This window comes from Floricoccus tropicus (assembly GCF_001832905.1).
Classification (GTDB): domain Bacteria; phylum Bacillota; class Bacilli; order Lactobacillales; family Streptococcaceae; genus Floricoccus; species Floricoccus tropicus.
This window is the reverse complement of record NZ_MKIR01000012.1, coordinates 1-15462: the sequence shown is the minus strand read 5'-3', so window position 1 is coordinate 15462 and position 15462 is coordinate 1. Positions and strand designations below refer to the sequence as shown.

The window sequence follows — 15462 nt, the reverse complement described above, 5'->3', positions numbered from 1 at the left end:
TAATGTTTTACAACAAAACTGCTTTGTGATATTGTTTAGTTAGCTTATAAAACAAAAAAAGAAGGAGAATTTTTATGTTAGAAACTATTCAAAAAACGGAACTAAGTGAAGTAATTGACTCACTTGTTATCAATGCAAATGAAGCCTTAAATGTAATGAACCATTTTGATCAAACTCAAGTTGATAAAATTGTTGATCGAATGGCAGAAGTTGCAATGCAAAATGTTGAAAAATTAGCAAAAATGGCTCACGAAGAAACAGGAAGAGGTGTTTATGAACATAAGGTAATAAAAAATACCTTTGCTGCGGAGAATGTTTATAACGATATCAAAAATGAAGACACTGTTGGAATAATTAATGAAGACACTGAAAAAGGTTTATTGTATGTTGCTGAGCCTGTTGGAGTGATTTGTGGTGTTGTACCTACAACAAACCCAACATCTACAACTATCTTCAAATCACTGATTGCATTAAAAACTCGTAATCCAATTATTTTTGCATTCCACCCTGCAGCTCAAAAATCATCTTCTGAAACCGCAAGATTAATGCGTGATGCTGCAATTGAAGCTGGTGCTCCGGAAAATTGTATCCAGTGGCTTCCTGAACCATCAATTGAAGCTACTGCCCTATTAATGAATAATCCTGGAGTAGCAATAGTGCTTGCCACAGGTGGCGCAGCTATGGTGAGAGCAGCATATTCTACAGGAAAACCAGCACTTGGAGTTGGACCTGGAAATGTTCCAGCCTACGTTGAAAAATCTGCAAATATCAAACGTTCTGTTGAGGATATTTTTAACTCGAAAATATTTGATAATGGTATGATTTGTGCTGCTGAGCAAGTTCTGATTGTTGATGAAGATATCTATGATGAAGTAAAAAGTGAACTTGAAGCAAGGGATACATACTTTGTTAGAGATGGAGATATTTCGCGTCTAGAAGATGTTGTTCTGAATGAAGAAAAAACAATGGTTAATGGAGCGATTGTTGGTCTTCCAGCAACAGTTATTGCAAAAATGGCAGGAATTACAGATGTTCCTGAAACTGCAAAAATGTTAATCGCAGAAATTGATGATGTAGGTGTTGATTATCCACTTTCAAGAGAAAAATTATCACCAGTTCTTGCAATGGTTAAATCAAGTGATAGCCAAGACGGAATTGACAAGGTTGAAAGAATGCTTAATGTTGCCGGTCTTGGACATACAGCGTGTATCCATACTGAAGATAAAGAATTACAGAAAGAATTTGGTCGTAGAATAAAAGCTTGTCGAATTTTAGTTAATTCACCATCTTCACAAGGAGCGATTGGAGATTTATTTAATAACTTGACACCTTCGCTTACTTTAGGATGTGGTTCTTATGGACGCAATTCACTATCACATAATACTACAGCGATGGATTTACTAAACATTAAGAGAATAGCTCTAAGAAAAGAAGATTTATAAACAAATATTTTTAAATAAGTAAAAAGTACATTTTAATAAAAATGTGCTTTTTTTATCTTAAAAAAACGAACGTTAAGAATAAATTTTATCAAAACGATAAGAATTAAATTGACTATACCATTTTGCTGGTGTTATACTTTATTTACAGAAAAACGAATATTATCTGCAAATTACTAATTAAAATTAAGAATATGGAGAAAAAATGGAAAAAGGTAATTCAATTTATCAAGGTAAAGCAAAAGAACTTTATTTGACTGATCAACCAGAAGTACTTTGGGTTGAATATTTAGACCAAGCTACTGCCCTCAATGGTGTAAAGAAAGATAAAGTTGTTGGTAAAGGTCAAATGAATAATCAAATTACGTCAAAAATATTTGAAATTTTAGCTGACCAAGGAATTGAAAGTCACTTCATTGAAAAAATATCAAATACCGAACAATTGATTAAAGCGGTTGGGATTGTTCCTTTGGAAGTTGTAGTTCGGAATTTTGCTGCTGGCTCATTTTCAAAACGTTTGAATGTTGAAGAAGGTGTTAAATTACCATTTCCTATTGTTGAATTTTACTATAAAGATGACGCACTAGATGATCCATTTATTAATGATATGCATGTTAAGGTATTAGATATTGCAAGTGATGAAGAAGTAAAGGAAATTAAAGAGTTAGCACTTAAAGTTAACGAGGAATTGAAAAAACTTTTTGCTTCAGTGAATATTAAACTAATTGATTTTAAGATTGAAGTTGGTCGTGATGCACAAGGAAATATTCTTTTAGCAGATGAAATCTCACCAGATACATGTCGTTTGTGGGATATGGATACAAATGACCACTTAGATAAGGACATCTATCGTCGTGATTTGGGAGATTTGATTCCAGTTTATGAGGAAGTTTTAAATCGTCTTAACACATTATAAGAATTAACATTTTTAATAAAATAAAGAAAATCAGGAGAAAATTATGTATTTCGTTAAAGTTTATGTTACCTACAAAGAATCAGTTTTAGATCCTCAAGGTGAAGCAGTTAAGGGTGCCATCCATAATCTTGGATATGATGAAATCAAGGATGTGCGTATTGGTAAATATTTTGAGTTCAAAGTAGAAAAATCTGATCGTGATGTTGAGGCTGTAATTGAAGAAATCTGTGACAAGTTACTTGCTAACGTGAACATGGAAACATACTCTTACGAAATCACGGAGGAAGCATAATGAAATTTGCTGTTATCGTTTACCCTGGTTCCAACTGTAACATGGACCTATACTGGGCAATCAAAGATATTATGGGGGCAGATGCTGAATATGTTCGCCATGATGCTACAAGTCTTGAAGGTTTTGATGGAGTTCTTCTCCCAGGTGGTTTCTCATATGGAGACTACCTTCGCTGTGGAGCGATCGCCCGCTTTTCTCCAATCATGGATGAGGTTAAACGTTTTGCAGAAGAAGGAAAGCCAGTTTTCGGTACTTGTAATGGATTTCAGGTCCTAACTGAAGCTGGTCTTCTACCAGGAGTTTTGCTTAGAAATCGTGACCTTAAATTCATCTGTAAAACAGTTCCTTTGAAAGTAGAAAATAATAATTCTAATTTCACAAGTGAATATGATGCAAATGAGATTATCAATATTCCTGTTGCACATGGTGAAGGAAATTACTACTGTGATGATGAAACTCTTGAAGAGTTAAAGGCTAATAATCAAATTATCTTTACGTACGACGGAGAAAATATTAATGGAAGTCGTGAAAGCATCGCAGGAATTACAAATAAAGCTGGTAATGTCTTGGGAATGATGCCACATCCAGAACGTGCAATGGAAGCTATTCTTGGTTCAGAAGATGGCAAGAAATTCTTTAAATCACTACTTAAAAACTTTTCAGAGGGAGCAGCAGTAAATGTCTAAAATAGTTGAGCCAACAGCACAAGAAATTAAAGACCAAAAAATTTATAGTGAGTGGGGACTTACTGATGAAGAATATCGTATGATTTCAGAAGATATTCTTGGACGTTTACCAAACTACACTGAAACTGGACTATTTTCAGTAATGTGGAGTGAACATTGTTCATATAAAAACTCAAAGCCAGTTCTAAGAAAATTTCCAACAAGTGGACCTCAAGTTCTTCAAGGACCAGGTGAGGGAGCAGGTATTGTTGATATCGGTGATAATCAAGCAGTTGTATTTAAGGCTGAGAGTCACAATCACCCATCAGCAGTTGAACCTTATGAAGGTGCAGCAACTGGTGTAGGTGGAATTATTCGTGATATCTTTTCAATGGGAGCTCGTCCTATTGCGATTCTTGACTCACTTCGTTTTGGTGAAATTGATAATCCTCGTACAAAATATTTAATTGAACAAGTTGTTGCTGGTATTTCAGGTTATGGTAACTGTATTGGAATTCCAACAGTTGGTGGGGAAGTATCATTTGATCCATGTTATGCAGGAAACCCATTAGTAAATGCAATGTGTGTTGGATTAATTGACCATAAAGATATCCAAAAAGGTCAAGCTAAGGGTGTTGGAAATTCAATCATGTATGTTGGAGCAAAAACTGGACGTGATGGAATTCACGGAGCAACTTTTGCCTCTGAAGAATTCAATGAAGGTGAAGAACAACAACGTTCAGCAGTCCAAGTTGGTGATCCATTTATGGAAAAACTTTTATTGGAAGCCTGTCTTGAATTAATTCTTGATCATTCTGATATTCTTGTTGGAATTCAAGATATGGGTGCTGCTGGTCTAGTTTCATCAAGTGCTGAAATGGCCTCAAAAGCAGGATCAGGTCTTAAACTTTATCTTGATGATGTTCCTCAACGCGAAACTGACATGACTCCTTACGAAATGATGCTTTCAGAATCGCAAGAGCGCATGCTCATCTGTGTTGAAAAAGGTCATGAAGATGAAGTCGTTGATTTATTCAAACTATATGATTTAGATGCAGTAACTATAGGTCATGTTACAGATGATGGACAATATCGCTTGTACCATGAAGGAGTTGAAGTAGCTAATTTACCAGTTGATGCCCTTGCAGAGGATGCTCCAGAATATCTCAAAGAAAAAACTGAGCCAACACGTATTGCTGAATTTGCTCAAATGGAAGACTTTGTTCCAGTTGTTGAGGATGCTGGACAAACTCTCTTGGATCTTCTAGCACAACCAACAATTGCTTCTAAAAAATCAATCTACGAAACATATGATTCTCAAGTTTTAACGAATACAGTTGTTCGCCCAGGTTCTGATGCTGCCGTCCTTCGTGTTCGTGGAACTAATAAAGCATTAGCTATGACTACTGACTGTAATGGTCGTTACTTGTATCTAAATCCAGAAATTGGTGGGCAAATTGCAGTTGCAGAAGCAGCACGTAATATCGTAGCCTCTGGTGGTAAACCACTTGCAATCACTGACTGTCTAAACTATGGTTCACCTGATAAACCTGAAGGATTCTGGGAGCTTTGGACATCAGCAGATGGTATTTCTAAAGCATGTCGAGTTCTTGATACACCAGTAATTTCAGGAAATGTATCAATGTACAACGAAACTGACGGAAAATCTATTTATCCAACTCCAATGATTGGTATGGTTGGTCTAATTCAAAATCTCGAAGATGTGACTACTCAAGAGTTTAAAAATGTTGGTGATTTAATCTATATAGTTGGAAAAACTGAAGCTGATTATAACGGTAGTGAGATCCAAAAAATGCAAAAAGGTCGAATTGAAGGGAAGTTGATGAACTTTGATATTGACTATGAAAAAGAAATACAAGATTTAGTTCTTTCTTCAATCCAAAAGGGACTCGTTGTTTCAGCCCACGATTTAGCAGAAGGTGGATTTGCAATTGCACTAGCTGAATCAGCTTTCAAAAATGAATTTGGTCTTGACGTAACAGTCGACTTTGAAAAAGAAAAGCTCTTCTCAGAAACTCAATCTCGTTTTATTCTATCTGTAAAACCCGAAAATAAAGCACAGATTGAAGAAGTTTTTGGAAGTCATGCAGTTGAAATCGGAAATGTAACTAACTCTGGAAAACTAGTAATTAAAACTGTTGATGCTGAATTATCTATTTCAACGAAAGAGGCTAAGAAAGTTTGGGAGGAAGCCATTCCATGTCTTATGAAGTGAAAAGTCTTAACGAAGAATGCGGGGTTTTTGGAGTATGGGGGCACACCGATGCATCTCGTGTAACCTACTTCGGACTTCACAGCCTACAGCATCGTGGTCAAGAAGGAGCTGGTATTGTTTCTAACGATGGGGGCAGACTTTTAGGATATAGAAATCTTGGTCTTTTATCGGAAGTTTTTTCTGATGATAGGACGATTGGTAAGTTAAGTGGCGATGGTGCGATTGGACATGTTCGCTATGCTACTGCTGGAAATGGAAGCGTTGATAATATTCAACCTTTCCTTTTCGATTTTTATGATGGGCAAGTAGCTCTCGCTCATAATGGAAATTTAACAAATGCTAAATCTCTTCGTGAAGAATTAGAACGAAATGGAGCAATATTCCATTCAAATTCAGATACAGAGATTCTCATGCATTTAATCAGAAGAAGTCACAAGGATACTTTCCGTGAACAACTTAAGGAAGCTTTGAATGAAGTTAAAGGTGGTTTTGCTTATCTTTTGATGACTAAAGACTCAATGATTGCAGCTCTTGACCCAAATGGTTTTAGACCCCTTTCAATTGGTCAAATGAAGAACGGAGCTTATGTTGTCGCTTCTGAAACGTGTGCCCTTGATTCGGTTGGAGCTGACTTTGTTCAGTTTGTAAAACCTGGTGAACTTGTTTATATCAATGACGAAGGTATTACGATTGAAAACTATACTGATGATGTAATGCCTGCCATTTGTTCAATGGAATATATTTACTTTGCTCGTCCTGATTCAAATATTGCTGGAGTAAATGTACATACTGCTCGAAAGAATATGGGACGCGCCTTGGCTCGTGAAACATATATAGATGCTGATATGGTAATTGGTGTTCCTAATTCATCTCTTTCTGCAGCTAGTGGATATGCTGAGGAATCAGGTATTCCTTATGAGCTTGGTCTTGTGAAAAATCAATATGTAGCAAGAACTTTTATCCAACCAACTAAAGAACTTCGTGAACAAGGAGTTCGTATGAAGCTCTCTGCAGTACGAGGAGTTGTTGAAGGCAAGAAAATTATCATGGTTGATGATTCAATTGTTCGTGGTACTACATCTGGAAGAATCGTTAGATTACTTAAAGAAGCGGGAGCTAAGGAAGTCCATGTAAGAATTGCATCTCCACCACTAAAATATCCTTGCTTCTATGGGATTGATATTCAATCTCGTCATGAGTTGATTGCAGCTAATCACTCAATTGAAGAAATTCGTCAATATATAGGAGCAGATTCTCTAAGCTTCCTTTCGGTTGATGGTGTAGTTGATTCAGTTGGATTAGATTATGATGCACCATATGGTGGTTTATGTATGGCATATTTCACTGGTGATTTTCCAACACCACTTTATGATTACGAAGAAGAATACCAAAAATCACTTGAAGAAACGACTAAATTTTTCTAGGAGGAAAAACGTGGCAAATGAATATGCAAAAGCTGGTGTTGACGTTGAAGCTGGCTATGAAGTAGTTGAAAGAATTAAAAAACACGCTAAGAGAACAGAACGTAAGGGTGTTATGGGAGCTCTTGGTGGATTTGGTGGCTGTTTTGATATTAGTCAATTTGACCTTAAAGAACCAGTTTTAGTATCAGGAACTGATGGTGTCGGCACAAAATTGATGCTTGCCATTCAAGAAAACAAACATGATACTATCGGTATTGACTGTGTGGCAATGTGTGTTAATGATATCGTAGCTCAGGGTGCTGAACCTATTTATTTCCTTGATTACATTGCTACTGGAAAAAATGTCCCAGCTCGTCTTGAACAGGTAGTAGCTGGAGTTGCTGAGGGATGTGTTCAAGCGGGAGCAGCTCTTATCGGTGGCGAAACTGCTGAGATGCCTGGAATGTATGATCAAGAAGACTATGATTTGGCAGGTTTTGCTGTCGGCATCGCTGAAAAATCTCAGTTGGTCACAGGAGAAAAAATTAAAGAAGGAGATATCCTTATTGGACTCCCATCTACTGGGATTCATTCAAACGGCTATTCACTCGTTAGAAAAGTTTTCTTCCAAACCAATGATTTCAAAGGTTCTGATAAACCAGAAGAACTCAAAGGATTGAGTGTCGCCGAAGAACTACTCAAACCAACAAAAATTTATGTCAATGACCTACTTCCTCTAGTTAAAGAAGAGTTAGTAAATGGAATCTCACATATCACAGGCGGTGGTTTTGTAGAAAATATTCCTCGCATGCTTCCTGAAGATTTAGCAGCTGAAATTAAACTTGGTTTATGGCCAGTTCTACCAGTTTTTAAAGCCTTAGAGAAATTTGGTCAAATTCCAAGTATGGAAATGTACGAAATTTTCAACATGGGAATCGGTATGGTTCTAGCAATTGACGAATCTAAAATTGAAGAAGTAAAAGAAAAATTAAATGCTATAAACTCTGATTTCTATGAAATTGGTAAGGTTGTGAAAAAAGAAGATGATAAACAGGTAATTTTTCATGGGGAATAGTTTAAAAAGAGTTGCTGTTTTGGCATCAGGAAATGGTAGCAATTTTGAGGCAATTATCCAAGCTGTTGAAGAAGGAAGAATTAACTGTAGTGTAGAATTAGTATTTTCTGACAAACCAGATGCTTATGTTCTTGAAAGAGCTAAAAATCATAAAATACCTTTTACTTCATTTATGATTAAGGATTTTTCTTCAAAGCTAGAATATGAGCAAGAACTACTAAAAATTTTAAAGGAAAATCAGATTGATATTTTGATACTTGCTGGCTATATGCGTCTGATAGGTAATGAACTATTAGATGCATTTCCACAAAGAATTATTAATATCCATCCATCACTTCTACCATCATTTCCTGGACTTCATGGTATTGAGGACGCCTTTAATTATGGGGTTAAATACACAGGTGTGACAGTCCATTATGTAGATTCAGGAATTGATACCGGTAAAATCATTAATCAAGCAGTAGTTGATATTGCACCTGATGATGATTTAGAAAGTTTAGAAGCAAAGATTCATCAGACTGAACATATTATATATCCAGACACTTTAGCGAAATTAATTAATAAGGGAGAATAAAATTGTCTAAAAGAGCACTAATTAGCGTATCAGATAAAGCAGGAATCGTAGCATTTGCTGAAGAATTAGCAAATTTAGGTTTTGAAATTATCTCAACTGGGGGAACAAAAAAAGCACTAGATGATGCTGGTCTTGCAACGATTGCAATTGATAGTGTAACGGAATTTCCAGAAATGATGGATGGTCGTGTTAAAACTTTACATCCAAAAATTCACGGTGGACTTCTTGCGAAAAGAGATAATGAAGAACATGTTAAGGCAATGGAAGACCATGATATCAAACCGATTGATTTAGTAGTTGTTAACCTTTATCCATTTAAAGAAACAATTCAAAAAGATGGAGTTACAGAGGCAGAAGCAATTGAAAATATTGATATTGGTGGACCGAGTATGATTCGCTCTGCTGCTAAAAATAGTGATTCTGTGACAATTCTAGTTGACCCAGTTGATTATGAGCAAGTTCTTAAAGAGCTTACGGAGGAAGGGGTTACTACCCTCAAAACAAGGAAAAAATTAGCTGCAAAAGCATTTAGACATACTGCAGCTTACGATGCTTTGATTTCTGAATATTTAACAGACTTGGTTGGTCTTGAAACTCCTGAAAAATTAACACGTTCATATGACTTAAAACAAAATTTACGTTATGGTGAGAATTCACATCAAAAAGCAGCTTTTTATAAGAATCAACTTCCAACACCTTATTCAATCGCTCAAGCTGAGCAGTTACATGGTAAGGAATTATCTTACAATAATATCAAGGATGCAGATGCAGCTTTACGTATTGCGCGTGAATACAGCAAACCAACTGTAGTTGCTCTTAAACATATGAATCCATGTGGTATCGGAACTGCTTCTAATATTGATCAAGCATTCGATTTTGCCTTTGATGCAGACCCAGTTTCAATTTTTGGAGGGATTATTGTTCTAAATCGTCCAGTTGATGTAGAAACTGCAGAAAAAATGAGTAAAATTTTCTTAGAAATTATTATTGCTCCAGAATTTACTGATGCAGCTTTGGAAGTTCTTACTAAAAAGAAAAATGTTAGACTCTTGACTCTTGATTTCACGAACACTGTAACTAGAGAAAAAGAGTATGTTTCTGTCTTGGGTGGTCTATTGGTTCAAGAACAGGACCTTCCTCATGCTGATAAAATTCAAGATTGGCACGTTGTAACTGATCGTCAACCAACAAACGAAGAGTTAGAAGCTTTAGAATTTGCATGGAATGCAGTTAAGCACGTTAAATCAAATGCTATTTTGCTTGCAAATAAAGAACAAACAGTCGGTATCGGTGCTGGACAAATGAATCGTGTGGGATCTGTTAAAATTGCCATTAATCAAGCACAGGAAGCTGGTAAACTTGAAGGAGCAGTACTTGCTAGTGATGCCTTTTTCCCAATGAATGATAGTGTAGAGTTCGCAGGAGAACATGGAATCAAAGCAATTATCCAACCAGGTGGTTCGATTAAGGATCAGGATTCAATCGATATGGCAAACAAATATGGAATCGCAATGATCTTTACCGACGTAAGACACTTCAGACATTAAAAGGAAGTGCTGAAATGACTGGTCAGAATTTGAGCATAAGGTAGGTTTACAGTTTATTGACTTTGAACGCTGTTCAAAGCTGTAAACATACTTATGTTGAAAATTCTAGGAGTTGAAGCATGACAAAGAGGAAGTGTGTAGTGAATGTTAATAATCAATTAATAGGTGAGCACACGGTTCATAGCCGTTTGTGTGACAAAAAAAGAAGCGTTAAAATGACTGTTTTTATTAATATTAAATAGAATGGAGAATGAGTGAAATTACTTGTTATTGGTAGTGGTGGTCGAGAACACGCTATAGCAAAAAAACTTCTTGAAGATGATAAAGTTCAAGAAGTATACTGTGCTAAGGGTAACCCAGGTATGGTTGAAGATGGAATTAAGATTCTAGATATTGCTGAAGATGACCATGTTTCATTAATTGAATTTGTCCAAAGAAACGAAATTGATTGGACATTTGTTGGTCCTGAAATTCCACTTGCGAATGGTATTGTAGATGATTTTGAAAAGGAAGGATTGAAAATTTTTGGTCCTAGAAAAGCAGCAGCTCAAATTGAAGGTTCAAAGGATTTTGCCAAACAATTAATGGATAAATACGATATACCTACTGGTTCATATAAAACTTTTACCGACCCTAATGAAGCCAAAGATTATATCAAATCTCAAGGGGCTCCTATAGTTATTAAGGCAGATGGTTTGGCTGCTGGTAAAGGTGTAGTAGTAGCTGAAACAGAAGACCAAGCTATTGAAGCAGTCGAAGATATGCTTGAAAGTAACAAATTCGGACAGTCTGGTGCTAAAGTTGTTATCGAAGAATTTCTGGCTGGTGAAGAGTTTTCACTTCTTGCCTTTGTTAAAGGTGCAGATGTATATCCAATGGTAATTTCACAAGACCACAAACGAGCATTTGATGGTGATAAGGGACCGAATACTGGTGGAATGGGAGCATATTCTCCAGTACCACAAATCCCTCAATCAATGGTTGATACCGCAGTTGAAACGGTATTAAAACCTGCAGCAAATGGAATGCTACTAGATGGTAAAGAATTTACAGGAATTTTGTATGCTGGCTTGATTGCAACTACTGATGGACCAAAAGTTATTGAATTCAATGCTCGATTTGGAGATCCTGAAACACAAGTTGTCTTACCAAGACTTGATTCATCACTTGCTCAAATTATTGATGACCTATTAAATGATAGGGTTCCCCAAATAGAATGGAATGATGACATAACACTTGGTGTCGTTGTGGCAGCGGATGGTTATCCAAATGATTATAAAAAAGGGATGGAAATTCCAAAATTTGATAATCAAGATATCCAAGTATATTATGCAGGAGTTGCAAGAGAAGATGGTAAATTAGTATCAAGTGGTGGAAGAATATTCCTTGTAGAAGCTTCAGGAAATTCACTTGAAGATGCACAAAATAAAATTTATTCTGCTCTAAAAGAAGTTTCATTACCAGATATGTTTTATCGAAGTGATATTGGAGATAAAGCAAAATAAAAAAGTTCCCTGAAATCAAGAGATTTGGGGGAACTTTTTTTGGATAACATATTAATCAGCTATATCAATGATACGATCTACAAAATCTTCGTAGAAATCTTGCTCATGGGAAACGATAATTACGGTTCCTGGGAATTTTTCGATTGCTTCTTTTAAACTTTCTTTAGTTTCATGGTCAATGTGATTGGTTGGTTCATCTAACATTAAAAAGTTAGATTCATCCATTGTCATTTGGGCAAGTTTTACCTTAGTTTGTTCGCCACCACTAAGTCGTTTAAGTGGTTCCTGGGCTAATTCATTGACAAGACCAGCACGTGACAATTGCCCTCTTAAATCCTTGATAGTAGCTTTTGGATATAAATTACTTAAATATTGTAGAGGACTTTGCATTGGAGAGTCCCAATCTAAATCCTGAGAAAAGTAGCTAATTGAAGTTTTTGCTGGAAAGGCAAATTCACCAGAAATACTAGGTATAACACCTAAAAGCGTCTTTAAAAGCGTAGATTTACCAATTCCATTGAATCCCTTAATAGCGACTTTTTCACCGTAACGAATTGTTAAGTTGATTGGATCAAGCAAAGGTTTTTCATACCCGATTGATAGCTCATCAGTGGTGAGTGCAAGAGTAGTGACAATTTCTCTATATGGGAAGTTAAAGTTTGCTTTTGCAGCATGGTCTGGTGGAGTGAGACGTTCAATTTTATCAAGCTGCTTTTCACGACTTTTGGCCATTGTAGAACGAGATCCTGCCTTATATTTTCTAATATAGGCTTCGGTTTTTTCGATATGTTTCTTTTGTGATTCATAATTTCTAATATATGATTCACGGTTTACTTCTTTTTGCTTAAGTGATTTATCAAGATTACCAGTATATTTAGTCAGTTTGCCAAACTCAATATCTGCAATATGAGTTGTTATTTCATTTAGGAAATTTCTATCATGTGAAATTACGAGGAAAGTACCATCGAAATTTTTTAGAAATTCAGTTAACCATTCAACATGAGTATCATCGAGATGGTTAGTTGGTTCGTCAAGTATAAGAGTATCTGGCTTTTCAAGCAAAAGTTTTGCCAGTATAACTTTTGATCTTTGACCACCACTTAGACTTTTGAGACTGGTATCAAGTCCTAACACATCAATTCCAAGACCAGTCGCCATTTCATGAATAAGAGTATCCATTTGGTAAAAATCACCCTGGTCTAATTGATTTTGAAGTTCTCCAGCCTTATTTAAAAGTTTGTCATCCATATTTTCAGCATAATCAATATATAGTTGATTAATTTGCTTTTCTTTATCTAAGTCTTTTTGAAAAGCTGTTTGTAAAAATTCCATGATTGTCAAGTTTTCATCAACTTCTACATACTGATCTAGATATCCAAGCTGCATGCTAGGTGGAAAATATACATTTCCTTCATCTGGAAGTACTTCACCGGTAATGATCTTTATTAATGTGGATTTTCCGGCACCATTTTGCCCAATAAGACCTACATGTTCCCCTTTATTTACTTGTAAATTTAAATCTTGATATAGTATTTTATCGCCAAATTGTTGGCTAATATTTGTTAATTTTAACATTTGTTTTCCTTTCCTAGTTCACTGCATATAAAAAGCTACGAATTCATTGTTTTCGTAGCTTCTTGACTTCACCGAAAAAAGAGTACATAAAAAAGCCTCCATTTTCGATGAAGCTTTTATATAATGCTCTCAACAATGCTTCATCATTATCTTATGTAAAGAGCTATTTTTCTAGTAAATTTTAAACATGTTTTCCTGTTCATAAGTCATATACCTCAGTAATACAGAATAACATAAAAATATCTCGATGTCTAATACTGTATTATTTTTTAAAATGTGTTATATTATCTTAGAGGATTAATATGAAAAAAGATGATAAAAAAAATATTTTAAGCATTATCGTTATCACATTATTAGTTGGATCTTTAGTTTACGGTATAAGTGTGTCATCAAGATCATCTTCAATAAAAGAATTACCTAGTATTTATGTGCCTGGAACATATGGTACTATAAATGATTTTGATGATTACTTTAAAATAGCAAGGATAGAACAAGATGGGATACTTAAAATTAATATTGATGAGAATAACAATGTAGTAGAGTCTCAAAAGGTTAGTTTAAAGCCCAGTGAAATAAAAAATATTGTGATTGCTTTTTCGGATGCAGATGATGATATTGATTCAATGCTTCGCCAATCAAAATATTTGCAAACTGCTTTTGAATATTTGGAAAAAAAATATAATATTTCTAATGTTAATTTTATAGGACACAGTAATGGACCTGTAGCTCTAACGAGCTATTTCACTCAAGTTAAGCCAATTAAATACTTCAATATCAATAAGATTGTTGCTATTGCAGCACCATATAATGATATTTCATATGCTAATGCAAATGATACAAAAGATAGTGATTATCTGAAAGCATGGAAAAAAAATATTAGTGGAATTCCACAGAACGTTCAGTTATATAATCTCTATGGAAATGTAAACGGTGGAAAAAATGATACAATTGTAACGCTTGCTACAATAAAGAAGTCAGAGCAGTTATACCCAAAAAATAATATTCATTACAAGGAATTTAAAGGTAATGAGAATGAAGTGGGGCATGTTCAACTTTTAGTAAATAAAAAAGTTGTTAACTATGCTGAATCTTTAGTTAGGTAATAAGTAAATTACAATAAATTATAAAAAGGTAGTTTATCCTTATATGGGTAAACTACCTTTTATGATGCTTATGAATGGGACACTCTAGATTATCACATGAAATTTTTACAATATTATCTTTTATATATGAATTATCATTTCTTGCAAAAGTATCAATCGCAGCCTTGTGTGCATGTCTAATGTGTTTACTTACAATTTTATTAAGTACTTCAATATCTTCAGATTCAATTGCTCTTATAATCATTGCATGTTCTTTTGTGGCAATTTTCCTTCTTTCTTTTGAAGCAAAGGAAAAATTTCTGAAATTTTTAAAATATGTATTTAAGTCTTCAAGTAAAATATTTAATGTACTCATATTAGCAATTGTTGAAATCATGTTATTAAATTTATTTAGTATTTCAGTTAAATGTTCTATATTGTCATCTTTTTCATATTTAATCATATATTCAGATAGAATTTTTAATTCTTTTAGTTCGGAATTACTTATTTTTTTAAGAACTTCTTGATGTAAAACTAATTCTAATGCAAGTCTTATTTTATAAATTTCATCAATCTTATCTGTAGATACATATTTGATTACAGTTCCATATTGAGGAATTGATTCAGTTAAACCTTCTTCGGTCAATTTTTTTACTGCTTTTCTAATTGGGGTTCTTGAAATTGAAAGAAGTTCTGCTAAATAATTTTCGTTAATTCTTTCTCCTAAAGGTATTGTACCATCTAAAATTGCATCCTTAAGAGCATCATAGACAATATCAGATAATGGTTTATGCTGTTTGAAGTTTATCTTATTTATTAACTCATTTTTATAATTAAAATCACTCAATTTAATCCCCCCTTTTAAAATTAAACATTTGAGTTTAGTTGTCATTTCTATTTTATCACAATTAAAAAACGCTTTCATCCTGTTTGTAAAAAAACAACAGAAAAACAAGGAGTACAACTCAAAAACAATAAAAGAAGCGCTTTCAATTGGTGTATGTGCTATATTTAACATAAAAGAAGGAGGATTTATTTATGATAACATTTATGGCTTATGCTCTTATCGTTGTGTTCATGATTCTGATCATGACTAAAAAGTTAAGTCCATTTGTTGCACTTGCGTCAGTACCATTATTATTTGGTATAGCAG

General features: G+C 34.6%; 12 protein-coding genes and 1 pseudogene. 11 read left to right on the top strand and 2 right to left on the bottom strand.

Features of this window, described 5'->3' with window-relative positions:
• Window positions 1–74: 74 nt before the first annotated feature.
• The 10 genes and pseudogenes from BG261_RS03675 to purD all read left to right on the top strand — a co-directional run.
• Window positions 75–1439 (top strand): annotated as a pseudogene (locus tag BG261_RS03675) (aldehyde dehydrogenase family protein); the annotation flags it as partial.
• A 205-nt stretch (window positions 1440–1644) separates the two neighbouring features.
• Window positions 1645–2355, top strand: a complete 711-nt coding sequence (purC, locus tag BG261_RS03670; RefSeq protein WP_070791822.1) for a phosphoribosylaminoimidazolesuccinocarboxamide synthase — start codon at window positions 1645–1647, stop codon at window positions 2353–2355.
• Window positions 2356–2398: 43 nt separating this feature from the next.
• Window positions 2399–2647: a phosphoribosylformylglycinamidine synthase subunit PurS gene (gene purS / locus BG261_RS03665; protein ID WP_070787064.1), complete on the top strand. Its 249-nt coding sequence runs from the start codon at window positions 2399–2401 to the stop codon at window positions 2645–2647.
• Window positions 2647–3333 (top strand): phosphoribosylformylglycinamidine synthase subunit PurQ, encoded by a 687-nt coding sequence (gene purQ / locus BG261_RS03660; RefSeq protein ID WP_070791821.1) that lies wholly within the window; start codon window positions 2647–2649, stop codon window positions 3331–3333. Before purS ends, purQ begins: the two co-directional genes overlap by 1 nt.
• Entirely contained in the window at window positions 3326–5548 is a 2223-nt protein-coding gene (purL, locus tag BG261_RS03655) for a phosphoribosylformylglycinamidine synthase subunit PurL (RefSeq protein ID WP_070791820.1), read from the top strand. Before purQ ends, purL begins: the two co-directional genes overlap by 8 nt.
• Window positions 5533–6972 carry an amidophosphoribosyltransferase gene (purF, locus tag BG261_RS03650; RefSeq protein WP_070791819.1) on the top strand — a complete coding sequence of 480 codons (1440 nt, stop codon included), beginning with the start codon at window positions 5533–5535 and terminating at the stop codon, window positions 6970–6972. The genes purL and purF overlap by 16 nt, the downstream gene beginning before the upstream one ends.
• A 10-nt stretch (window positions 6973–6982) precedes the next feature.
• Window positions 6983–8026, top strand: coding sequence for a phosphoribosylformylglycinamidine cyclo-ligase (gene purM, locus BG261_RS03645; RefSeq protein ID WP_070791818.1), 1044 nt, complete (start codon window positions 6983–6985; stop codon window positions 8024–8026).
• Window positions 8016–8600 carry a phosphoribosylglycinamide formyltransferase gene (purN, locus tag BG261_RS03640; protein WP_070791817.1) on the top strand — a complete coding sequence of 195 codons (585 nt, stop codon included), beginning with the start codon at window positions 8016–8018 and terminating at the stop codon, window positions 8598–8600. The genes purM and purN overlap by 11 nt, the downstream gene beginning before the upstream one ends.
• Before the next feature lie 2 nt (window positions 8601–8602).
• Complete coding sequence (gene purH / locus BG261_RS03635; RefSeq protein WP_070791816.1) at window positions 8603–10147, top strand: bifunctional phosphoribosylaminoimidazolecarboxamide formyltransferase/IMP cyclohydrolase; 1545 nt, start codon at window positions 8603–8605, stop codon at window positions 10145–10147.
• A 254-nt stretch (window positions 10148–10401) separates the two neighbouring features.
• A complete protein-coding gene (purD, locus tag BG261_RS03630; RefSeq protein ID WP_070791815.1) occupies window positions 10402–11652 on the top strand; it encodes a phosphoribosylamine--glycine ligase in 1251 nt (416 codons plus the stop codon).
• A 51-nt stretch (window positions 11653–11703) separates the two neighbouring features.
• Here the strand turns inward: purD and BG261_RS03625 are convergent, their stop codons facing one another.
• Window positions 11704–13227: an ABC-F family ATP-binding cassette domain-containing protein gene (locus tag BG261_RS03625; protein ID WP_070791814.1), complete on the bottom strand. Its 1524-nt coding sequence runs from the start codon at window positions 13225–13227 to the stop codon at window positions 11704–11706.
• Between the two features lie 302 nt (window positions 13228–13529).
• Here BG261_RS03625 and BG261_RS03620 point away from each other — a divergent pair, with 302 nt between their 5' ends.
• Window positions 13530–14330: an alpha/beta hydrolase gene (locus BG261_RS03620; protein WP_070791813.1), complete on the top strand. Its 801-nt coding sequence runs from the start codon at window positions 13530–13532 to the stop codon at window positions 14328–14330.
• Window positions 14331–14382: 52 nt separating this feature from the next.
• Here the strand turns inward: BG261_RS03620 and BG261_RS03615 are convergent, their stop codons facing one another.
• Window positions 14383–15156, bottom strand: coding sequence for a GntR family transcriptional regulator (locus tag BG261_RS03615; RefSeq protein ID WP_070791812.1), 774 nt, complete (start codon window positions 15154–15156; stop codon window positions 14383–14385).
• Window positions 15157–15462 lie beyond the last annotated feature (306 nt).